General features: G+C 67.4%; 24 protein-coding genes. 6 read left to right on the forward strand and 18 right to left on the reverse strand.

Annotated elements, in window-relative coordinates; genetic code table 11:
* Nucleotides 1-103 precede the first annotated feature (103 nt).
* The 13 genes from ptsP to J2X06_RS04850 all read right to left on the reverse strand — a co-directional run bounded on the left by ptsP (nt 104) and on the right by J2X06_RS04850 (nt 11,070).
* The gene (gene ptsP, locus J2X06_RS04790) at nt 104-1,822 is read right to left on the reverse strand and encodes a phosphoenolpyruvate--protein phosphotransferase (RefSeq protein ID WP_310058958.1); all 1,719 of its coding nucleotides are present in this window, start codon (nt 1,820-1,822) and stop codon (nt 104-106) included.
* A gap of 25 nt (nt 1,823-1,847) precedes the next feature.
* Nucleotides 1,848-2,117: an HPr family phosphocarrier protein gene (locus J2X06_RS04795; protein WP_310058959.1), complete on the reverse strand. Its 270-nt coding sequence runs from the start codon at nt 2,115-2,117 to the stop codon at nt 1,848-1,850.
* A gap of 84 nt (nt 2,118-2,201) precedes the next feature.
* Nucleotides 2,202-2,594: a PTS sugar transporter subunit IIA gene (locus tag J2X06_RS04800; RefSeq protein WP_310058961.1), complete on the reverse strand. Its 393-nt coding sequence runs from the start codon at nt 2,592-2,594 to the stop codon at nt 2,202-2,204.
* Nucleotides 2,595-2,705: 111 nt separating this feature from the next.
* The gene (locus tag J2X06_RS04805; RefSeq protein ID WP_310058964.1) at nt 2,706-3,008 is read right to left on the reverse strand and encodes a hypothetical protein; all 303 of its coding nucleotides are present in this window, start codon (nt 3,006-3,008) and stop codon (nt 2,706-2,708) included.
* A gap of 352 nt (nt 3,009-3,360) precedes the next feature.
* A complete protein-coding gene (rapZ, locus tag J2X06_RS04810; protein ID WP_310061239.1) occupies nt 3,361-4,212 on the reverse strand; it encodes an RNase adapter RapZ in 852 nt (283 codons plus the stop codon).
* 26 nt (nt 4,213-4,238) lie between these two features.
* Nucleotides 4,239-5,189, reverse strand: coding sequence for an HPr(Ser) kinase/phosphatase (gene hprK, locus J2X06_RS04815; protein WP_310058966.1), 951 nt, complete (start codon nt 5,187-5,189; stop codon nt 4,239-4,241).
* A 391-nt stretch (nt 5,190-5,580) separates the two neighbouring features.
* The gene (gene hpf / locus J2X06_RS04820; protein ID WP_310058969.1) at nt 5,581-5,907 is read right to left on the reverse strand and encodes a ribosome hibernation-promoting factor, HPF/YfiA family; all 327 of its coding nucleotides are present in this window, start codon (nt 5,905-5,907) and stop codon (nt 5,581-5,583) included.
* A 249-nt stretch (nt 5,908-6,156) separates the two neighbouring features.
* Nucleotides 6,157-7,581, reverse strand: coding sequence for an RNA polymerase factor sigma-54 (locus J2X06_RS04825; RefSeq protein ID WP_310058972.1), 1,425 nt, complete (start codon nt 7,579-7,581; stop codon nt 6,157-6,159).
* A 102-nt stretch (nt 7,582-7,683) separates the two neighbouring features.
* Nucleotides 7,684-8,403, reverse strand: a complete 720-nt coding sequence (gene lptB, locus J2X06_RS04830) for an LPS export ABC transporter ATP-binding protein (protein WP_310058974.1) — start codon at nt 8,401-8,403, stop codon at nt 7,684-7,686.
* Nucleotides 8,403-8,915, reverse strand: a complete 513-nt coding sequence (lptA, locus tag J2X06_RS04835) for a lipopolysaccharide transport periplasmic protein LptA (RefSeq protein ID WP_310058977.1) — start codon at nt 8,913-8,915, stop codon at nt 8,403-8,405. The genes lptB and lptA overlap by 1 nt, the downstream gene beginning before the upstream one ends.
* A complete protein-coding gene (gene lptC / locus J2X06_RS04840; RefSeq protein WP_310058979.1) occupies nt 8,896-9,465 on the reverse strand; it encodes an LPS export ABC transporter periplasmic protein LptC in 570 nt (189 codons plus the stop codon). The genes lptA and lptC overlap by 20 nt, the downstream gene beginning before the upstream one ends.
* A complete protein-coding gene (locus J2X06_RS04845) occupies nt 9,462-10,043 on the reverse strand; it encodes a KdsC family phosphatase (RefSeq protein ID WP_310061242.1) in 582 nt (193 codons plus the stop codon). The genes lptC and J2X06_RS04845 overlap by 4 nt, the downstream gene beginning before the upstream one ends.
* A gap of 22 nt (nt 10,044-10,065) precedes the next feature.
* On the reverse strand, nt 10,066-11,070 hold the full coding sequence (locus J2X06_RS04850; protein ID WP_310058982.1) for a KpsF/GutQ family sugar-phosphate isomerase: 1,005 nt from the start codon (nt 11,068-11,070) through the stop codon (nt 10,066-10,068).
* A gap of 149 nt (nt 11,071-11,219) precedes the next feature.
* Between J2X06_RS04850 and J2X06_RS04855 the strand changes: the two genes are divergently transcribed.
* The 3 genes from J2X06_RS04855 (at nt 11,220) to J2X06_RS04865 (ending at nt 13,164) form a co-directional block, all read left to right on the forward strand.
* On the forward strand, nt 11,220-11,453 hold the full coding sequence (locus J2X06_RS04855; protein ID WP_310058985.1) for a BolA family protein: 234 nt from the start codon (nt 11,220-11,222) through the stop codon (nt 11,451-11,453).
* A 100-nt stretch (nt 11,454-11,553) separates the two neighbouring features.
* Nucleotides 11,554-12,843, forward strand: a complete 1,290-nt coding sequence (murA, locus tag J2X06_RS04860; protein ID WP_310058989.1) for a UDP-N-acetylglucosamine 1-carboxyvinyltransferase — start codon at nt 11,554-11,556, stop codon at nt 12,841-12,843.
* 9 nt (nt 12,844-12,852) lie between these two features.
* Nucleotides 12,853-13,164, forward strand: a complete 312-nt coding sequence (locus tag J2X06_RS04865) for an EF-hand domain-containing protein (protein ID WP_310058992.1) — start codon at nt 12,853-12,855, stop codon at nt 13,162-13,164.
* Between the two features lie 108 nt (nt 13,165-13,272).
* Here J2X06_RS04865 and J2X06_RS04870 read toward each other — a convergent pair whose 3' ends face one another.
* From J2X06_RS04870 to purM, 4 genes are read right to left on the reverse strand one after another with little or no spacing between them, the layout of a single operon-like run.
* The gene (locus J2X06_RS04870) at nt 13,273-13,980 is read right to left on the reverse strand and encodes a DUF3108 domain-containing protein (RefSeq protein ID WP_310058995.1); all 708 of its coding nucleotides are present in this window, start codon (nt 13,978-13,980) and stop codon (nt 13,273-13,275) included.
* A gap of 8 nt (nt 13,981-13,988) precedes the next feature.
* A complete protein-coding gene (locus J2X06_RS04875) occupies nt 13,989-14,723 on the reverse strand; it encodes a DUF3108 domain-containing protein (RefSeq protein WP_310058998.1) in 735 nt (244 codons plus the stop codon).
* Nucleotides 14,723-15,394 carry a phosphoribosylglycinamide formyltransferase gene (gene purN, locus J2X06_RS04880; RefSeq protein ID WP_310059001.1) on the reverse strand — a complete coding sequence of 224 codons (672 nt, stop codon included), beginning with the start codon at nt 15,392-15,394 and terminating at the stop codon, nt 14,723-14,725. Before purN ends, J2X06_RS04875 begins: the two co-directional genes overlap by 1 nt.
* Nucleotides 15,395-15,399: 5 nt before the next feature.
* A complete protein-coding gene (gene purM / locus J2X06_RS04885; RefSeq protein WP_310061244.1) occupies nt 15,400-16,434 on the reverse strand; it encodes a phosphoribosylformylglycinamidine cyclo-ligase in 1,035 nt (344 codons plus the stop codon).
* 147 nt (nt 16,435-16,581) lie between these two features.
* On the opposite strand from purM, the gene J2X06_RS04890 reads away from it, so the two are divergent.
* The 3 genes from J2X06_RS04890 to hda are packed head-to-tail and all read left to right on the forward strand — an operon-like array spanning nt 16,582 to nt 19,602.
* Nucleotides 16,582-17,685, forward strand: a complete 1,104-nt coding sequence (locus J2X06_RS04890) for a DUF2066 domain-containing protein (RefSeq protein ID WP_430539493.1) — start codon at nt 16,582-16,584, stop codon at nt 17,683-17,685.
* A gap of 14 nt (nt 17,686-17,699) precedes the next feature.
* The gene (locus J2X06_RS04895) at nt 17,700-18,863 is read left to right on the forward strand and encodes an AI-2E family transporter (protein WP_310059006.1); all 1,164 of its coding nucleotides are present in this window, start codon (nt 17,700-17,702) and stop codon (nt 18,861-18,863) included.
* Between the two features lie 10 nt (nt 18,864-18,873).
* On the forward strand, nt 18,874-19,602 hold the full coding sequence (hda, locus tag J2X06_RS04900; RefSeq protein ID WP_310059009.1) for a DnaA regulatory inactivator Hda: 729 nt from the start codon (nt 18,874-18,876) through the stop codon (nt 19,600-19,602).
* 24 nt (nt 19,603-19,626) lie between these two features.
* Here the strand turns inward: hda and murU are convergent, their stop codons facing one another.
* Complete coding sequence (gene murU / locus J2X06_RS04905) at nt 19,627-20,334, reverse strand: N-acetylmuramate alpha-1-phosphate uridylyltransferase MurU (protein ID WP_310059012.1); 708 nt, start codon at nt 20,332-20,334, stop codon at nt 19,627-19,629.
* Nucleotides 20,335-20,337: the final 3 nt, after the last annotated feature.

A 20,337-nucleotide genomic window follows, 5' to 3' on the forward strand; every position in this document is an offset into this window, starting at 1 on the left:
GCAACCACGATGGCGCGACAGGGTCAGGCGTTCATGCCGACATTATCGCCTCTCATATCCACTCTGCCCACCCCGGATCGACACGAAGGTGGTCCAGTGCGCGTCAGGGAGTGTTTTCCCTCAACCAGGCCTCGATCGAGGCGCGGTCGCGCGCGCGCAACAAGGCCGGCGCCTGGGCCTGGAGCCGCGACAGGTCGCAGGCGCGGATGCAGCGGCGCAGTTCCAGCAGCGTCGCCGGATGCAGGCTGAACTCCATCAGTCCCAGCGCCAGCAGCATCGGCGCGAAATGCGGATCGCCGGCCATTTCGCCGCAGACAGCCACCGGCTTGCCGCGCTTGTGGCCGAGCTGGATCACGCTGCGCAGCAGTCGCAACACCGCCGGGTGCAGCGGCGTGTACAACTCGCCCAGCGCTTCGTTGTTGCGGTCCGCGGCCAGCAGGTACTGGACCAGGTCGTTGGTGCCGATGGACAGGAAATCCACCGCGCCGATGAAGCTGGGCAGGGCGATGGCGGCGGCCGGCACTTCGATCATCGCCCCCAGCGGAACCTGATCGGCCACGGCGTGGCCTTGTGCGCGGACTTCCTCGATCACGAGCTTGAGGCGGCTGCGCACGGCGCGCACCTCCTCCCGCGAAGTAACCATCGGCAGCAGGATGCGCACCGGCCCGTAGCCGGAGGCGCGCACCAGCGCGCGCAGCTGCGTGTCCAGCAGGCCGTCGCGGGCCAGCGACAGGCGCACGCCACGCAGGCCCAGCGCCGGGTTGGGTTCATCGCGCAGCGCCAGGCCGGTGCGATCGGCCTTGTCGGCGCCCAGGTCGAGCGTGCGGATCGTCACCGCGCGGCCGGTCATGCCCAGCACGACGTCGCGGTAGACGCGGAACTGCTCCTCCTCGTCCGGCAGCTCGTGACGCTGCAGGAACAGGAACTCGGTGCGATACAGCCCGACGCCCGCCGCGCCCAGCGCATGCGCTTCGGCCACGTCCTCGCGCGACTCGGCGTTGGCGAACAGCTTGATGTCGATGCCGTCGAGGGTGCGGGTCGGCTCGCGGCGCAGGCGGTGCAGCTGCTTGCGCTCGCGCGCCAGGTCCCGCATGCGCGTGCGATGCGTGCGCAGGTCGTTGGCGTCCGGTTCCAGGACCACGCGACCGGTGCCGCCGTCGACGGCCAGCACGTCGCCGTCGTTGATCCGCTGCATCGCCAGCGTGGCGCCCACGACCAGAGGCAGGTGCAGGCTCCGCGCCAGGATCGCGCTGTGCGACAGCGCGCTGCCGGTCGTGGTGACGATGGCCATCACGCCCTGCGCCTGCAGCTGCGCCAACTCGGCGGGAGCGACGTTGTCGGTGACCAGGATCTCCCCGGCCACGCCCTGCACGCTGGCGTCGTGTCGATGCAGCGCGGCATGGATGCGGCCGATGACCTGGTCGACGTCTTCAATGCGGCTGCGGAAGTAGGCGTCGTCGAGCGTGTCGAACACCGAGGCGATCCGATTGCGCTGCAGCCGCAGCGCGTAGTCGGCGCTGTACAGGCCCTTGCGGATCAGTTCATCCAGGCCTTGCAGAAGCTCCGGGTCGTCGAGCAACAGTGCGTGCAGGTCGAGGAACTCGCCGACCTCGTGTGCGAGCGCGCCGTGCAGGCGTTCGCGCATGGCGTGCATCTCGCTGCGGACGTGGTCGATCGCGGCATGCAGGCGCTGGACCTCCGTCTCGGCCGCGGCTTTCGGGATCCGCTCCTCGGCGACTTCCAACACGTGAGGCAGGCGCACACGAGCACGGCCCAGCGCGCTTCCGCGCGACGCGCCATGTCCGATGAACTCCTGTCTCATGAATCGTCCCTATGCAGTGGTCGGGTCAGCTGTCTTCGTCGAATCGGCGATCGAACAGGTCAATCACGGCGTCGGCCGCGGCAATCTCGTCCTCGCCCTCCACGCGCAGCTTGACCGGCGTGCCCTGGCCGGCGGCCAGCAGCATCACGCCCATGATGCTCTTGGCATTGATCTCGCGACCCTTGGCGGTGAGCGTGACGCTGCTGCGGAAAGCGGCCAGCACCTGCACCAGCTTGGCGGTGGCGCGCGCATGCAATCCCAGGCGATTGGTGACGGTCAGTTCGCGTTCGATCATCGTGTATCCCTCAAGCCCGTCTCCAGCAGTCGCGCTTCATCCCGTCACGTTTCATCCAGTCACGTTTCATCCGGTGGTGCGTCCTCATGCCTCATCGATGATCACGCCGTTGCGGGTGCCGGCCGCCGCCACGGCGGGCAGCTCGTCGAGTTCCAGCTCGGCGTAGTTCATGACCCGAAGCAGCATCGGCAGGCTCAATGCCGACACCCGTCGTACGGGTGTGCCCAGGCGGGCGACCTTGGCCGCGAGGTTGCTGGGCGTGGCGCCGTACAGGTCGGTCAATACCAGCACGCCCTGGCCGCCATCGACGCGGCGTAGCGCGGCGCTGGCCTGGGGCAGCAGCGCATCCGGGTCCCCGTCGAACGGCACTTCCATCGCTTCGACGCGTAGCGGAAGCGAGCGCAGCAGTCGCTGCGCCACTGCGATGAGCGCGCTTCCGACGCCTTCATGGGTGATGAGCAGGATGCCGACGGCCATGCGGCCAACTTAACAGACCGGGGTTGCAAGTCGGAAGCATCGAGAGGGGGCGCACGCGACGTGGGCAGCCAACCGGCTGCCCACGGGATGGTGCAGGTGCCCGGGTTGCGATTACCGCGGCGGCGTAGGAGGTGTCCGCTCCTTCTCCTCCTCCTCGGTCGGGGTGTCGGCGGGAGGCGGTATCTGGGCTGGTGGCGAAGTGGCCGCAGGGGCGTCGGCAGAGGTGGCCGGAGCGGTCTCGGCAGGTGGCATAGGTTCCGCGGGTGGTGGGGTCTCGGCGGGCGCCTCAGCGGTCGGCGTTGCGGCGGCGGATGGCTCTTCCTTCTTCTGGCAGCCGGCTGTGGCGGCGACTGCGCCCAGCACCATCGCCAGGGCGACGGGGCCGACCCATTGATCGTGAATCTTCGATTTCATCGTCATGCTCCTTCGGCTGCATCGCGGCGGCCGTGGCTAGTACCGGGTGCCCGACTCCTTCATGTGCGCGGCGTTGCATTCTGCTTCGGACAAGCTGCCATCGCGGTTGGCGTCATGGCTGGCAAATAGGATTTCATCATGTGGCTCCCTGAGGTTGCGCGCATGCCTACGCACACTAGACCGTAGGCCAACGACAGGAAGCCGTATGCAACGCGCTTGCAAAGGTTTCGTTGCGCGATGTCGCGCAAGTCGTGCAGGTCAGGAGCGGTTTATCAAGCATTGCATGCGCCGAAGTGCCGTCGCGGCGTCGTCGGTTCAGCCGCTGCTGGTGTCGTCACTCCGGGACTGGCCTTCAGTCCAGTTCGCGATGATGCACGGCCACTTCCTGCCAGCCCCGGCTGCGCGCGTGCTCGGCCAGCCGCTCGGCCAGGTAGACCGAACGGTGCCGGCCGCCGGTGCAGCCGAAGGCGATCGTGGCGTAGCTGCGGGTGCTGTCTCCCTGCAGGCGCGGCAGCCAGGTGTCGAGAAAGGTCGTGATCTGCTCGAGGAACTTGCGCACGTCAGGCTGCGCTTCCAGGTACTCGCGCACACCGGCATCGCGACCGGACAGCGGGCGCAGGGTCGGGTCCCAGTGCGGGTTGGGCAGGCAGCGCGCGTCGAACACGAAGTCGGCATCGCGCGGCACGCCACGGCGGTAGGCGAAGGATTCGAACAGCAGCGACATCGTCGCATCGCCTTCGCTGCCGTAATCGCTGATGATCTGCCGGCGCAGCTGATGGATGTTGAGGCGACTGGTGTCGATCACCGCATCGGCGAGCTGTTGCAGCGGCTTGAGCACCTGCCGCTCCAGCGAGATGGCATCGGCCAGCGCCAACCCGAGGTGGCTCAACGGGTGCCGGCGGCGCGTGTCGGCGTAACGCTTGAGCAGAGCATCGTCCTGGGCATCGAAGAACACCAGCTTGGGATCGAGGCCGAGCCTGCCGACCGCCGACAGCGATTCGGGCACGGCGCTGAGGTCGCCGTGGCGGTTGCGCACGTCGATGCCGACTGCCAGCTTGGGAGCGACGTCGTCGCCCTGCAGGACGCTTTCGACGAACTGCGTCAGCAGTTCCACCGGCAGGTTGTCCACGCAGTAGAAGCCCAGGTCCTCGAAGGTTTTCAGGGCCACCGACTTGCCCGATCCGGACATGCCGCTGACGATGATCAGGGTCGGGGTGTTGTTGGCAGGGGTCACGGGGTTCCACGCTCGAGGAAGTGGCTGTGTCTTGCCATGAAGGCCGCGGCCGGGTCGACGCCCTTGGCGCGCAGGATATGGGCGCGTGTGGCCGCTTCGGTCAGGACCGCGAGATTGCGGCCGGGCATCACCGGCAGGGTGATCATCGGCACGTCCAGGTCGAGCACGCGACGCGCGCTCAGATCGCCGGTCAGGCGCTCCATGCCGCTGGGCTGCGGCTCCAGGTGCGGCCGGGTCAGGTGCACGATCAGGCGTAGGTACTTGTTCTTCTTGACCGCGGTGTCACCGAACATCTGGCGGATGTTGAGCACGCCCAGGCCGCGCACTTCGAGCATGTCCTGGATCAGTTCGGGGCAGGTGCCGTCGAGCACGTCGGGGGCGATCTGGGTGAACTCAGGCGCGTCGTCGGCGACCAGCCGGTGGCCGCGCGTCACCAATTCCAGCGCGAGTTCGCTCTTGCCCGACCCCGGCTCGCCGGTGATCAGCACCCCGATGGAATAGATCTCCATGAAGACCCCGTGCAGGGTCACCCTCGGCGCCAGCGTCCGCGCCAGGTGGTATTGCAGATGGTTGAGCAATTCGTGGCCTCTCCTTGGCGATATCCACAACGGCGTCTCGCTTTCCTCGGCCGCGCGGCGCAGGTCCTCGGGGCAGACCTGATCCTTGCTGATCACCAGCGCCAGCGGGCGGAACTGGATGATCTTCTCGATCGTTTCCCAGCGCATCCGCGAGTCCAGCGCATCCAGCCACGTCAGCTCCTCGGTGCCCAGGATCTGCACCTTGTTCGGGTAGACGGCATTGAGATAGCCGGCCAGCGACGGTCGGCGCGCGACGGTGTCGACTGCTTCGAGCACGCGCTCCTCGCCGCTGCGGCCGGCGAGCCAGCGCAGGGACAATCGTTCGCGCTGCTGTTCGAACAGTTCGCCGGCACTGATGCGGGCAGTCATCGGAAGGCCTCAGTTTGCCGGGCGTGGATCGGGTATACGGGATCCGGGTCGAATCGCAATGGTCGGGTTCCGCCACGGGGCATCGTCCGGCTCGGGCGAATGCTCGGCGACTTATGCCATTGACTGCAAGTGGCGGCGCCTGCAAGGGCAGGCTTGCGACCGAACTCGGTGGACGGATCGGAGCTGGACAGGTGCGGCATCGCCGCATCGCGAAGGTCGCGCTGCGCGCATTGGACGGAGGAATCGTGGGAGCTTGGCCGGCGGTCGCTTTGCCGCCGGCCAGCATGCGGATCAGGGTGCGTGGTGGCTATCCGAGGTGACGTCCGGAACGAAGCCGGGAACGCGCCTGCAGATCACGATCGATCCGCTTTGTGCAGTGGGCGGGTGCAGCTCAGCCGAACTGGCCGCTGCGCGCGACGCTCTCGCCGCGATGATGGTCGACGACCTTGCTTTTGTGCTTCATCAAAAGGCGGTCGAGCTTGTCGGCTAGCAGGTCGATGGCGGCATACATGTCGATGCCGGAAGCGTCGCAGTGAAGGGTACGGCCGGAGAGGATGACGGTGGCCTCGGCGCGGTGATCGGGCTTGTCGAGACTGAGTTGTGTGCGGACGTCGAAGGGTTGGTCGAAATGGCGTTGCAGTCGTTCCAGCTTACTTTCCATGTAGTCACGCAGGGCCGGGGTGACTTCAATCTGCTGGCCGTAGGTTTCGATGCGCATCGGAGACCTCCTGAACGTCGCGACGGAATTTATGTGACATCTGGACAGGGTCCAGGGTTCCAGCATCGCACGCCGCAGGCGTCGCGGAACAGCGTGCTGTATCGCAGATTGCGCGACTAGGTCGTAGCCGCGTCAGGATCGACTTCAGGCTCCTCCTGGCGGGTTCATCAATGTGATGCTTTCGGTTGCAACGCTTTCAACAGCGTTTCCTGAAGCACATGGACTAAGGCGCTGTCCGGAAACGATGTTTCAGCCGATCCGCACCCGATCCTGCGATGACGGGATGCTCATTGCTTCACGATACTTCGCCACGGTACGGCGTGCCACCGGAACGCCGGTGGCCTTTAGTGTTTCGGCCAGTCGCGCGTCGGATAATGGCTTGCGCGGATTTTCGGCGTCGATCAGTTGCCTGATCATGGATTGGATCGCCGTGCTCGAGGTTTCGCCGCCGGCTCCGGTCTCGATGCCCGAGGCGAAGAACGCGCGAAGGGGAACGGTTCCGCGCGGCGTGCGCGCGTACTTGCGCGCGATTGCGCGCGAGACCGTGGATTCGTGCAGGCCTACTTCAGCGGCGACTTCGCGCAGGGTCAACGGACGCAGGGCGCCGTCGCCGAATTCCAGGAAAGCGGCCTGTTGGCGGATGAGGCTGCGGGCGACCTTGAGCAGGGTATCGCCGCGTGCTTCCAGGCTCTTCAACAGCCACCGCGCCTCCTGCAGATGTCCGCGCAGGTAGCTGGCATCGGACGGGCTGGCGTATCGGATCATGCCTTCGTAGCCGCGGTGGATCGCCACGCGCGGACGCATGTTCTCGGCCAGAGTCACGCGCCACAGGCCGTGCTGGCGCCAGATCACGACGTCGGGCGCGATATAGGTATCGCTGGCGATGGCGCCGATCTGGGCGCCGGGACGCGGGTCCAGCGAGCGCAGCAGGTTCACCGCCAATTCCACCTCGCGGGTATCGCGCTTCAGTTCCGCCGCCAGGGCAGGGATGCCGATTTTGGGGAGGCGCTCCAGCGAGTCGTTCGCCAGCGTCCTGGCCAGTGTGCGGCCGGGGGTATCGTCCGGAAGCTGTTCCAGTTGCACGCCCAGGCACTCGCCGACGGTGCGCGATCCGACGCCGACCGGGTCGAAGCGCTGCACCTGGTGCAGCACGGTGAGCAACTCCTCATTGCCGGCATCGACCTGCGGCCGGAGCGATTCGGCGATGGTCTCCAGCGGCTGGCGCATGTAGCCGTCGTCGTCGATGGCTTCGATCAGGGCGACCCCGATCTGCCGGTCGCGAGGCGACAGCGGGCTCAGGTGCAGTTGCCAGAGCAGATGGTCCTGGAGGGTGTCGGCCTCGGCGACCTGTTCAGCCATGGGCACTTCGTCGTCGCGGTCGGAATGTCCGATCCGCTCGTACCAGGTTTCGCCATCCTTGTTGCCCCAGTCAGCTTCCGCCGGCGCCCCATCGTCGCCCGCGTCGCCATTGATCATCGGGGGATGGGGCACTTCCTCGGCCGACAGGCTGCCGATGGACGGGTCGGTCCAATCCAGCAGCGGATTGCTTTCGACGGCGTTGGTGAGCTCCGCTTCCAGTTCGACCGCCGACAGTTGCAGCAAGCGAATGGCCTGCCGCAATTGCGGCGTCATCACCAGATGCTGTCCTAACGCGGCTTGGAGACGGGGCTTCATTGTCGTGATCTAACGCGAGCTTGCAGGGACGGCGGCCGCAACGCGCCGCGCGAGGCGTCCCGACTACCATCGTTGCTGCGTGATCACCTGGGAATACCCGGATTACAGACGGAAGGTTTCGCCCAGGTACACACGCCGCACATCGGGGTTGGCCAGCAGCGCGTCCGGAGCCCCCTGCGCGAGCACGCCGCCTTCGCTGAGAATATACGCCCGATCGCAGATACCCAAGGTCTCTCGCACGTTGTGATCGGTGATCAACACGCCGATTCCGCGATTCTTGAGGTGGCGCACGATTCGCTGGATCTCGCCGACCGAAATCGGATCGACGCCGGCGAAAGGCTCGTCGAGCAGCATCAGGCGCGGCTTGGCGGCCAACGCACGCGCGATCTCGACGCGACGACGCTCGCCGCCGGACAGGCTGGCGCCGATCTGGTCGGCGACGTGGGTGACCTGCAGCTCGTCCAGCAGGCTGTCCAGCTCGCGTTCGCGGCCGGTCCGGTCCAGGTCCTCGCGCAACTCCAGCACCAGGCGGATGTTGTCGGCCACGCTTAGCTTGCGGAACACCGACGGCTCCTGCGGCAGGTAGCCGACGCCGTACTTGGCGCGTGCGTACATCGGTTCGGAGGTGATGTCTTTGCCGTCCAGCACGATCTGCCCGGCATCGGCCGGCACCAGGCCGACGATCATGTAGAAGCAGGTGGTCTTGCCGGCGCCATTGGGGCCGAGCAGCCCCACCACTTCGCCGGCGTCGAGGGTCAGGCCGAAGTCCTTGACGACCTGGCGCGCACGGTAGGCCTTGCGCAGGCCCTGGGCCACCAGCATCAGCCGCCCCCCTGTGGGGTCTTGGGCTGGATTCGCATCTTCACGCGGCCCGCGCCCTCGCCACCGCTGGTGACCTGGCTGGTCTTCATGTTGTAGACCACGCGCTCGCCATTGAGCGTGCCGCGGGGTTCCTCGATGGTGACCTGGCCGGTGAACACCACGACCTCGCCCTTGAGGTCGTAGTCGACCTTGTTGGCCACGGCGCTGAAGGGGGCCCCGCTGTCGAGCTGCTGCTTGAGCTTGACCGGACCCCCGGTCAGGACGGCGCGCACCGGTTCGCCACCCTGCTGGGTGATGGTGGCGGTGCTGGACCGGATGTCCAGCGTGCCCTGGGTAATGATCACGCCGCCGCTGAGGACGGTCGGGCGGCTGTCGTCGAGGGAGTAGTCGGAGTGCCCGGCATCGATATCCATCGGCTGGTTGCGATCCGACGAGCGCGCCAGCGCCGGCATCGGGACCAAAGACGCCGTGACCAGCGTCAGGCCCAGCAGGCTAGCGGGGAGTACGTTCATAGCGACCCTTGATGTCGGATTTGAGGGCAATGTTGTTGGCCTTGAGGTCGGCGTCGAGGCCGCGACCGCTAAGTGTAAATCCCGGCTGCCGCAGCGTGATCGGGGCGCTGGAGGTCGCTCGCTGTTCATCGGGAAAGACGTTGAGCTCCTCGGTGGCCACGCTGACGGGCTTGCCGTCCTTGTTGGTGCTTTGCGCGGTCACCTGGCCGCGCAGGCGCAGTTCCTTGCCCTCGGGGCTGACCCAACCGGTCTGGGAGCGGACCTCCCAGGGCTGGTTCTGCGAACCCTGCGCTGGCGGGATCACGAACAGCGGCGTGGCGATGGTCATCGTCTCCGCGTCGGGGTCCCGTTCCAGTTTGGGGGCGCGCAGCGTAAAGGACTCCTGGCCCTTCTTGTCCAGCGCGATCAACTCGAAATCGCTGAGCACGTAGTCGGGACGGCGTTGTGCCGCATTGCGCGCCGGCTCGCGGTCGCGCTGGAGCCAGCGCATCCATCCGGTGGCGAGTACTGCGACCAGCAGCAGTGCCGTGAAAATCCCGCGCCAGCTCACGCGTTGCCCTCGATGCGGGCGCCTTCGATCCGGGTGGCCTGCGCCAGCAACGCCTCGGCATGGCCCTGGGCCGCCAGCAGCAGGTCGCAGAATTCGCGTGCGGCGCCATGGCCGGCGCGCTGCCCGGTGCGCCAGTGCACGCGCTCGCCCACCCACGGATGCGCGCTGGCCGGGGCCACTGCGAAGCCGACCTGCAGCATCACGCGCAGGTCGGGCAGGTCGTCGCCCATGAAGGCGACTTCGTCCAGGCCCACGCCCACGCGCGCGGCGATGTCGCGCACGCAGGCCAGCTTGTCGGCGACCGCGGTGTGGACCTCGGCAATGCCGAGGTCGGCCGCGCGCTGCTCGGCGACCTTGCTGGCACGCGCGGTGACGAAGGCCACGGTGATGCCGCTCTTGCGCAGCAACACCAGCCCCTGTCCGTCATGCACGTGGAAGGCCTTCAGTTCAACGCCATTGCTGTCGAAGAACAGCCGGCCGTCGGTGAGCGTGCCATCGACGTCGAAACACGCCAGGCGGATGCGCGCGGCGCGTTCGCGGACGTCGGCGGGGTAATCGTTGAGGTGCGAGTAAGGCATGTCGGCAGGCGGCATCGGGCGATCACACCACCCGGGCGCGCAACAGGTCATGAATGTTGAGGGCGCCCACCACGCGGTGTGCGCCATCGACGACGATCAGGCCGCTGATCTTGTGAGCTTCCATCAATTGCGCGGCCTCCACCGCCAGAGCATCGGAACCGATGGTTTTTGGCGAGCGCGTCATCACCTCGACGATGCGGGCGTTGCGCACGTCGAAGCGATGGTCGTCGAGCGTGCGGCGCAAGTCGCCGTCGGTGTACAGGCCGATCAGGCGGTTGTCGTCGTCGACGATCGCGGTCATGCCCAGGCGCTTGCGGCTCATCTCCACCAGCGCCTCGCTGATGCTGGCGTCGGCACCCACGCGGGGCACGTCGTCGCCGGCATGCATGATGTCGGCGATGTGCAGCAGCAAGCGGCGGCCGAGCGCCCCGGCCGGATGCGAGCGCGCGAAGTCGTCGGCGGTGAACCCGCGCGCTTCGAGCAGCGCGACGGCGAGGGCATCGCCCATCGCCAGCGAAGCGGTGGTACTGGAGGTCGGGGCCAGCGCCAGCGGGCAGGCTTCGGCCGGCACACTGACGTCCAGGTGCACGTCGGCCTCGCGCGCCAGCGACGACCGGGTCCGGCCGGTCATGGCGATGAGCTTGTTGCCCTGGCGCCGGAGCACCGGCAGCAGCAACAGGATTTCGTCGCTCTCTCCGGAATAGGAAAGGGCCAGCACGACGTCGGCGTCGGTGATCATGCCCAGGTCGCCGTGGGCCGCCTCGCCCGGATGCACGTAGAAGGCGGGGGTCCCGGTCGAGGCCAGGGTCGCGGCGATCTTGCGGGCGATGTGGCCGGACTTGCCCATGCCGGTGCAGACCACGCGGCCACGGGCCGCCAGCATCAACCGGCAGGCCGCGGTGAAGTCGCCATCGATACGCCCGGCCACCGCCGCCAGGGCCTGGGCTTCGATGTCGAACACGCGGCGGCCGCTGGCGGCCAGGCCGGCAGCGCTGTCGTCGATGGGCGGTACGGGGGCGGTTGCCATTTCGGACCGATGGCCTTTCCGTTAGGCTAATTGACCAATTCTAAGCGGTTCACCCGCGAAAAGCCCGCCAGCGTCAAGCGGCGGACGATCCCACGACCGCGCGACCGCAGCGACCGCTGCGCGTTGCGCATCCATGCGAGGCCCAGCAAGTGAATGCCGACACCATCCGCCAGTTGATCGAACAAGGCCTGCCCGGCGCACAGGCGCAGGTGCAGGGCGACGATGGCGTGCATTTCGAGGCCACCGTGGTGGCTGAAGCTTTCCGCGGCAAGCTGCCGTTGGCCCGCCACCGCCTGGTCTACGCCACGCTGGGCGAGCGGATGGGCGGCGAGATCCACGCCCTGGCGCTGAAGACGATGACGCCGGAAGAAGCCGGGCGCTGATGTAGGGCGGGCCCTGGCCCGTCGAGAAGAACAAGGCACGGGCCAATGCCCGCTTCAAGATGAAAGGTGTCGGGCCAAGGCCCGGCCTACGGGAAAAACCATGCAGAAGATCGTTGTCGAGGGCGGCGCCGCACTGAACGGCGAAGTACAGATCTCCGGCGCCAAGAACGCCGTGCTGCCCATCCTGTGTGCGACTTTGCTCGCCGACGCGCCGGTCGCGATCAGCAACGTGCCGCACCTGCACGATGTGGTCACCACCGCGCGGCTGCTCGGCGAGCTGGGCGCGGGCATCACCGTCGACGAGGGCACGGCCGGCGACGGCCAGCCGGGTCGCGGCCGTGGCATCACCGTCGATCCGAGCACCGTCAACAGCCACGTCGCCCCGTACGAGCTGGTCAAGACCATGCGCGCCTCGATCCTCGTGCTCGGCCCGCTGCTGGCCAAGTACGGCCAGGCCGAGGTCTCCCTGCCCGGCGGCTGCGCGATCGGCTCGCGCCCGGTCGACCAGCACATCAAGGGCCTGCAGGCGCTGGGCGCCGAGATCAGCGTCGACCACGGCTTCATCAAGGCCCATCGCAACGGCCGCCTCAAGGGCACGCGTTTCGTGTTCGACGTGGTCAGCGTGACCGGCACCGAGAACGTGCTGATGGCCGCGGCGCTCGCCGAAGGCACCAGCGTGCTGGAGAACGCGGCGATGGAACCGGAGGTCGTCGACCTCGCCGACTGCCTCAACGCGCTCGGTGCGCAGATCGAACATGCCGGCAGCGGCCGGATCGTGGTGCATGGCGTCGAACGCCTGCACGGCGGCCATCACGACGTCCTGCCCGACCGCATCGAGACCGGCACCTTCCTGGTGGCCGCGGCGATGACCGGCGGCCGTGTCACCGTGCGCCGCAGCCGCGCCGACACGCTCGACGCCGTGCTCGACAAACTGCGCGACGCTGGCGGCGAGATCATCGTCGACGGCGATCGCATCACGCTGGACATGCACGGGCGTCGCCCCAAGGCGGTCAATGTCACCACCGCGGTGCATCCGGCGTTCCCGACCGACATGCAGGCGCAGTTCATGGCGATGAACTGCATCGCCGACGGCGTGGGCGTGATCAACGAGACGATCTTCGAAAACCGCTTCATGCACGTGCAGGAACTGCTGCGACTGGGCGCCGACATCCGCGTGGAAGGCCACACCGCGATCGTGCGCGGCGTCGAGCAGCTCAGTGGCGCGCCGGTGATGGCCACCGACCTGCGCGCTTCGGCCTCGCTGATCCTGGCCGGCCTGGTCGCCGACGGCCAGACCACGATCGATCGGATCTACCACCTCGATCGCGGCTACGAGAACATCGAGGAAAAGCTGTCGGGGCTGGGCGCGAATATCCGTCGCATTGGCTGATTGCCCGTCATGACTCGTCCTTCGCGATTCCCGATGCGCCGCCGCATCCTGCTCGGCGTCGTTGCCGTGATTCTGGCCGGCATGGGCTGGCTGCACTTCACCGGTGCGGCCGGTACCCGTGGCATGGCGCTGCGCGACATGGACTGGAACGCCGATGGCAAGGCCGGCATGGACGAGTGGCTGCAGTCGATCTACGCCGTGGTCGTGGACAAGACCGTGGACGGACCGCGCGAATGCAGCACCTATGCCTGGCGCAGCGACCGCCGCACGATCCGTGTCGATTGCAAGACGGTGGTGAAACCCGATTCCGAAGCGAAGTGATGCAGGGCGGGCCTTGGCCCGCCGTACATTAGCTGCACAACAAAAAGCCCCGCTCGCGCGGGGCTTTTTGCATGTGCCGTCATACCGCAGGACGACGTCTTTCCAATATCAGGGCGCCGACGCCATCCGCAGGTCGATCGTGTCCTGGCCCTTGTCGCGCTGCAGGATCCGTGCCGGCACCGGCATGCCCTCGACGATCCAGGCAATGGTCTGCTTGTTACCGGAAGTGCCGATAACCTTGGTCGCCTGCTGCTGCTTGCCGCCGATCGTGATCGATTCCTTGCCGGCGACGGTGTAGCTCAGTTGCTTGACGCGTCCATCCTCGACCATGCGGTAGTTCATCGGCTTGCCCGCCGCGACGTCGCGCACGATGGCCAGGTTGACGAGCAGGGCGTCGAGATCGCCGGCCTGCAACTTGATCGGTCCGGCGCGCTCGGGCTTCACGTCGCCGGTCCAGTTGGCGACGCCGCGCGACCAGTCGTAGTTCGCGATCTTGTTGGTTTTCTTCGTCAGCACGCTGGTCGTATCGTTGCCCGACAATGGCCGCCACTGCCCGCCGTTGTCCTCGAATACGGTCGACTGCCGCAACGTGGCCAGCGGACTGGTCACATCGAGGCTGTATTTCCACTTGTTGCCGCCGGCCGAGGCCAGGGTCATGCGGCCATTGCCCTGCATGCCCATGTAGTTGGCCTGGTAGTCGGCCGTGAACGGCTGCACGGCGGCAGCAGGCGGGCTCGATGCGGCCAACGCGGCGGCGACGATCGCCGAAGCGGTCATGGCGACCATCCTCCCGTGCAGCTTCGAAGTCGTGCTCATGGTCATCTTCAGGCTCCCTTGTACTCGACCAGTCGCAGGTCGTAAGTGTCTTGGCCATTCTCGCGTTGCAGGATGCGCACCGGGGTCGGTACGCCGTCCACCACCCAGATCACGGTTTCCTCGTTGCCGCTCTGCACGCGGTTGACGCGCATCGCGCTGAAGCTCATGTCACCGACCTTCACGCCTTCGGTGTCGGATGAAACCACGTACTCGTGGGGGCGGACGCGGCCGTTGTCGACGAACCGGTATTGCAGTGTCTTGCCGGGCTGCGCGTCGCGGATGACCGCCAGGTTGATCAGCAGGCCGCTCATGTCGCCGGACTGCAGCCCGATGGGCTTCTGGCGCTCTTCCTTGATATCACCCTGCCAGCGCGCCGTCTGTGAGCGCCAATCGTAGATGCCGATGGTCTGGCGGCGGGTGAACAAGGCCTTCTTGACCGTGCCCTGGGTGAGCGGCCGATAGAGGTCGCCGACCTGGTCGAACACCGTGCTCTGCTCGGCGTTGACGCCGGCCAGGCCCATCAGGCCGCTGGTGCCGTGGATGCCCAGGTCGACCCGCCAGCGCCTGGCATCGTTGCGGACCACCTGCATCGTGGCATCGCCCATTTCCTTGCCGCCGTTGAAGACCTGGTAGTGGGCGATGAACGGCTCCAGCGCCTGTGCGGGCAGGCTGCACGCCATGGCGGCTGCGACGATCAGGGCGGAGAAACGCGGTCGCGCACGGGTCATCAGGGAGTGGGGCATCAAGGGTCTCGGTGCGGTAGTTGGAGCCGGTTGTCGTCGCCCAGCCGCAACGGCGCATGCAGCACGACATCGTCGAGCTGCACGCCGGTGCTGCCCAGGGTGATGCGGCCATCGGCCAGCAGGCGCACGGTGTCCACCAGCAGCGGATGCTCGCGGCCGAGGACGCGCGCAGCGAGGGTCTGCTCATCGTCGCCGGCCAGGACCGGCACGCCCGCCTGTGCGATCACGGGGCCGCCGTCCAGCTCCGGCGTGACGAAATGGACGCTCGCTCCGTGCGTTGCCACGCCGGCATCGAGGGCCTGGCGGTGCGTGTGCAGGCCCTTGAAAGCGGGCAACAGGGACGGATGGATGTTGATCATGCGGCCGCGGCGGGCTTGGACTTCGTGTTCGCTCAGCAGACGCATATATCCGGCACAGACGATGAGATCGGGCTGAACATCGTCGATGCGGCTGAACAGGGCTTCATCGTAGGCCGCGCGCGTGTCGTAATTGCGCGGAGAAAGTGAAACCGCGGCGATGGCCGCCTCGCCAGCCAGCGCCAGCGCTCCGGCGCTGGCCCGGTCGGAGAAAACGCCGACGATGCGCGCGTTCAGCCGACCGGCATCGATGGCCGTCATCAGCGCCTTCAGGTTGGTGCCGCGCCCGGACGCCAGCACCGCGATCCGAAGCATCGTGTTCAGCCGATCCGCAGGCGTTCGCCGCCACCCGCCGAGGTGACCTGGCCGATCTGCCAATGCGCCAGGCCGAGGCGGTCGAGATCGGCATTGATCCCCGCCACGTCGCCGGGCGCGACCATCAGCACGAAGCCCACGCCGCAGTTGAAGGTGCGCCACATTTCCTCGCGCGGCACGTTGCCTTCGCGCTGCAGCCAGTCGAACACCGCCGGCAGCGGCCAGGACGAAGTGTCGATCTCCAGCCCCAGCGGCTGCGGCACCACGCGGATGATCTTCTCGATCAGCGCGCCACCGGTGACGTGGGCCATGGCATGGAGGTCGTACTTGGCCAGCAGTTGCAGCACCGGCTTCACGTAGATCCGGGTCGGCTCCATCAGTGCATCGGCCAGCTTGACGCCGCCCAGGTCGAGATCGAGGCCGCCGTTGTCGGACGTGACGCCGGCGCGGGCGAGGATCTTGCGGATCAGCGAATAGCCGTTCGAATGCGGGCCGCTGGAGGCGATGCCGATCAGCATGTCGCCCTCGCGAACGCGGCTGCCGTCGATGAGACGGGACTTCTCGACGGCGCCCACGGTGAAACCGGCCAGGTCGTATTCGCCCGGCGGGTACATGTCGGGCATCTCCGCGGTTTCGCCGCCGATCAGCGCGCAGCCGGCGATCTCGCAGCCCTTGGCGATGCCGCCGACCACGTCGACCGTGGTGTCCACGTCGAGCTTGCCGGTAGCGAAGTAGTCGAGGAAGAACAGCGGCTCGGCGCCCTGCACCAGCACGTCGTTGACGCACATCGCGACCAGGTCGATGCCGATGGTGTCGTGGCGGTTCAACTGCTTGGCCAGGATCAGCTTGGTGCCCACGCCGTCTGTGCCGGAGACCATCACCGGCTCCTTGTACTTGCCGGACAGGTCGAACAACCCGCCAAAGCCGCCAATGCCGCCGCCGAGCACTTCCGGACGCAGGGTGCGCTTGATGGCGGGCTTGATGCGCTCGACGACTTCGTTGCCCGCGTCGATATCGACGCCGGCGTCGCGGTAGGTCATCGGGGTGGGGGAGGTAGGCTGGGACACGGCGGCCTCGGCGGTCGCGGAAGATGAAGACGGCGATTTTAACAGTCGTGACGGCCGTGAATGGACGCGCCGACCTGGCTGCGGCACCATTTCCGCTCATTACGCACCTTAAGGAAGGCGATGGTTCGGGCAATCCGCACGGCGACACTCCATTCCAGGGTCTTGGGGTTGGGCATGGCGTTCGCCATGGCGATGCTGCTTTTGGCCAGTTTCAGCGCCGCGGCGCAGCGCGTCGAAGGCGACCGGGTCAAGGCCGAGGGCCTCTATGCCGCCGAGATTTCGGTCAACGGGCAGGGCGAAGCCGAGCGCAATACCGGCTTCGCGCGCGGGCTGGCCCAGGTTTTGGGGAGGCTGACCGGAGACCGCGGGGCGGCGTCCAAGCCCGGCGTCGGCCAGGAACTGCGCCGCGCCCGGGACTACGTCGAAGGCTACGACTATCGCCAGGACGAAGGCGTCTCCGCCCAGGGCGCGCCCACCTTCGGCACCACCCTGGTCATCCGCTTCGACGAGGAGAAGGTCAACGAACTGGCCGACATCGTCGGTTTGGCGGTCTGGCCGCAGCCGCGGCCCAAGCCGGTGCTGTGGCTGGCAATCGATGACGGCAGCGGCCCGCGGCTGGTCGGACTGAAGCAGGTCAACGCCGCGCGTCCGGCCCTCAATCGTGCGATCGACCGCGGGTACCGGCTGGGCCTTCCCGGCGGCACCGCGGCCGAACAGGCCGCGGTCGGCGCGATCTGGCGCGGCGACACCGCCGCCGTGGCCCGCGCCTCCAGCGCCTACAGCCCGCCGATGCAACTGGTCGGCAAGCTGTATCGCAGCGCGGGCGGCTGGACGGCGGACTGGATCTTCGTCGATGGCGGCAAGGTGCTGTCGACGTGGTCCGCCAGCGATGTCGATGCCCGCAAGCTGATGACCTCCGGCGCCGACGGCGCCGCCGATGCGCTGATCCGCCGCTACGCCAAGCGCGGCACCAGCCTCGGCCTGCCGGGCACGTACCGCGTGATCTTCAGCGGCATCAACAGCAGCGAGGATTTCATGCGCGTGTCGGGCTACCTGCAGAAGCTGCAGGTGGTGCGCAAGCTCACCCCGGTGCGGGCGTCGGCGCAGGGGCTGGAATTCGACATGGAGCTGCTGACCGGTACCGAGGGCCTGCGGCGCGCGATCCTGCGCGACAGCGTGCTCAGCGGCGGCGAAGGCGAGCCTCCGACCTTTACGCTCAACTGATGGGGCCGCACTGAATGGATTCCGCACCCGTCTACGAAATCGCGCGATTCCTCAAGCGGCTGCAGTGGACCGCGCTGGGGCTCGGCGCCGTCTGGCTGCTGTGGTTGCTGGCGCCGATCCTGACCCCGTTCGTATTCGCGCTGATGCTGGCGTGGCTGGGCGATCCGCTGGTGGATCGCCTGCAGCGCGCGGGGCGTTCGCGCAATGTCGCGGTCACGCTGGTGTTCACGCTGATGGCACTGCTGCTGGTGATGGTGCTGGTGGTGCTGGTGCCGTTGATCGAACGCCAGATCGCCACGCTGGTGACCTCGCTGCCGCACTACCGCGACTGGTTCATGCTGACCGCGCTGCCGTGGATCGAGGCTCGCACCGGCTACGAGATCACCGACTGGTTCGATCTCAGCCGCGTGGCCAGGCTCATCCGCGACAACTGGGAGAGCGCTGGCGGAGTCGCCACCACGCTGCTTGGCTATCTGTCGCGCTCGGGCTTCGCGGTCGTTGCGCTGGCGGCCAACATCGCGCTGTTGCCGGTCATAACGTTCTTCTTCCTGCGCGACTGGGACTTGCTGGTCGAGCGGGTCGCATCGCTCATTCCCCGCGATCACCTGGGCACGGTCAGCCGGCTGGCGCGCGAATCCAGCGACGTGCTGGGTGCGTTCCTGCGCGGGCAGTTCATGGTGATGCTGGTGCTGGGCGTGCTGTACGGCCTGGGGCTGTGGGGCGTCGGACTGGACCTGGGCATCCTGATCGGCTTCATCGCCGGAATTCTGACGTTCGTGCCTTACCTCGGCCCGGCCAGCGGCATCATCCTGGGCGTGATCGCCGCGCTGGTGCAGTACGGCGACTGGCAGCATGTCGTAGGCGTGCTGGTCGTCTTCGGCGTCGGACAGATGATCGAGAGCTACGCACTCACGCCCAAGCTGGTCGGAGACCGCATCGGTTTGCACCCGGTCGCGGTGATCTTCGCGGTGTTGGCCGGCGGGCAGTTGTTCGGCTTCCTCGGCATGCTGCTGGCATTGCCGGTGGCCGCCGTCGCCAATGTGCTGCTGCGCTATGCGCAGGATCGTTACCGCCACAGCAAGTTGTACGTCGGCGAGCATTCCGCGGGCACGCAGGTAGCGGCCGATCCACTGGCCGACCCGCACCTGGCGCCGCGGGCGGATCAGGACGAAAAGTAAGAGGCCCGCAGTGAGTGTTCCGCAGTTGCCGCTGACGTTGCGGTATCCCCCCGACCAGCGCCTGGACACTTTCGTCCATGCGCCTGCGGGAGCGGTCGAGCAGTTGCGCGCGCTGGCGACATCGCCGGTCGCGCCGCTGGACAACGTGCCGCTGGACAACGTGCCGCTGGACAACGTGTACCTGGCTGGGCCTTCTGGAGTGGGCAAGACCCATCTGTTGCTGGGTACCTGTGCCGCCGCGGAATCGGGCGGCTTGCGCGCCGCCTATCTTCCGCTGGTCGCCGCGGCCGGACGATTGCGCGATGCACTGGAGGCCTTGGAGGGGAACGACCTGATCGCGCTCGACGGCCTGGAGGCCATCGCGGGCAATCGCGACGACGAGGTCGCATTGTTCGATACGCACAACCGCGCTCGAGCCGCCGGCATCCGCCTGGTCTATTCCGCGCGCGACATCCCGGATGCGATCGGCCTCGGGCTGCCCGACCTGCGTTCGCGCCTGGGCCAGTGTTCGCGCATCACGCTGGCGCCACTCGACGACGAGGGGCGCCGTGAGGTACTGCGCCAGCGTGCGCAACGACGCGGACTGGTGCTGGAAGAACCGGCGCTGGATTGGCTGCTCAAACGCGTCGGTCGCGACCTCGGTGGACTGACCACGCTCCTGGATCGCCTCGACCGCGCCTCGCTTGCGGCGCAGCGACGCATCACCGTACCGTTCCTTCGGCAGACGCTGGGCAGCTGAGTTGCGGTCCGCCTGCGAGTGGCTTCAGGCGATGCCGGAAGCCAGCGACTCGTTCAGTTCCTGCAATCGCTGCGGCGTGCCCACGTCGGTCCATTGACCTCGGTGATGTTCGCCGCCGATGCGTCCGGCCGCCATGTGCGCACGCAGGATCGGCGCGAGACGGAAGCGCGGTGGTGTCTCACCGGCCCCGGCATCGTCGCTGTGCGAGCGCCAGTCGTCGAGAAGCTGCGGGCGGTACACGCCGAGGCCCGCGTAGGTGAGGCGATGCGCGCCGTCGCTGCGCACCAGTCCGTCTGCGTCGAGCGCGAAGTCGCCCTGCGTGGCCTGGGGCGGACGATCGACCATCACCAGATGCGCCAGGCCGGCGGGTTCGCGTGGCAGTCGGGCGAAATCGGCGTCGGTCCAGATGTCGCCGTTGACCAGCAGGAAAGGTTCATCGCCGAGCAGCGGCAGGGCATGCAGCATGCCGCCGCCGGTTTCCAGCGGACGCGTGCCTTCGTAGGAGTAGTGCAGGCGCAATCCCCAGCGGGCACCGTCGCCGAGCGCCTGCGGAAACTGGTCGGCCAGCCAGCTGGTGTTGATCACGACATCGCGCACGCCGATGGCCGCGAGCTTCTCCAGGTGCCAGACGACCAGCGGCTTGCCGGCCACCATCAGCAACGGTTTGGGCGTGCTGTCGGTCAGCGGTCGCATCCGCTCGCCCAGGCCGGCGGCGAAGATCAAAGCTTTCATCTG

Source organism: Lysobacter niastensis (assembly GCF_031457115.1).
In the GTDB taxonomy this organism is placed as follows: domain Bacteria; phylum Pseudomonadota; class Gammaproteobacteria; order Xanthomonadales; family Xanthomonadaceae; genus Lysobacter_J; species Lysobacter_J niastensis_A.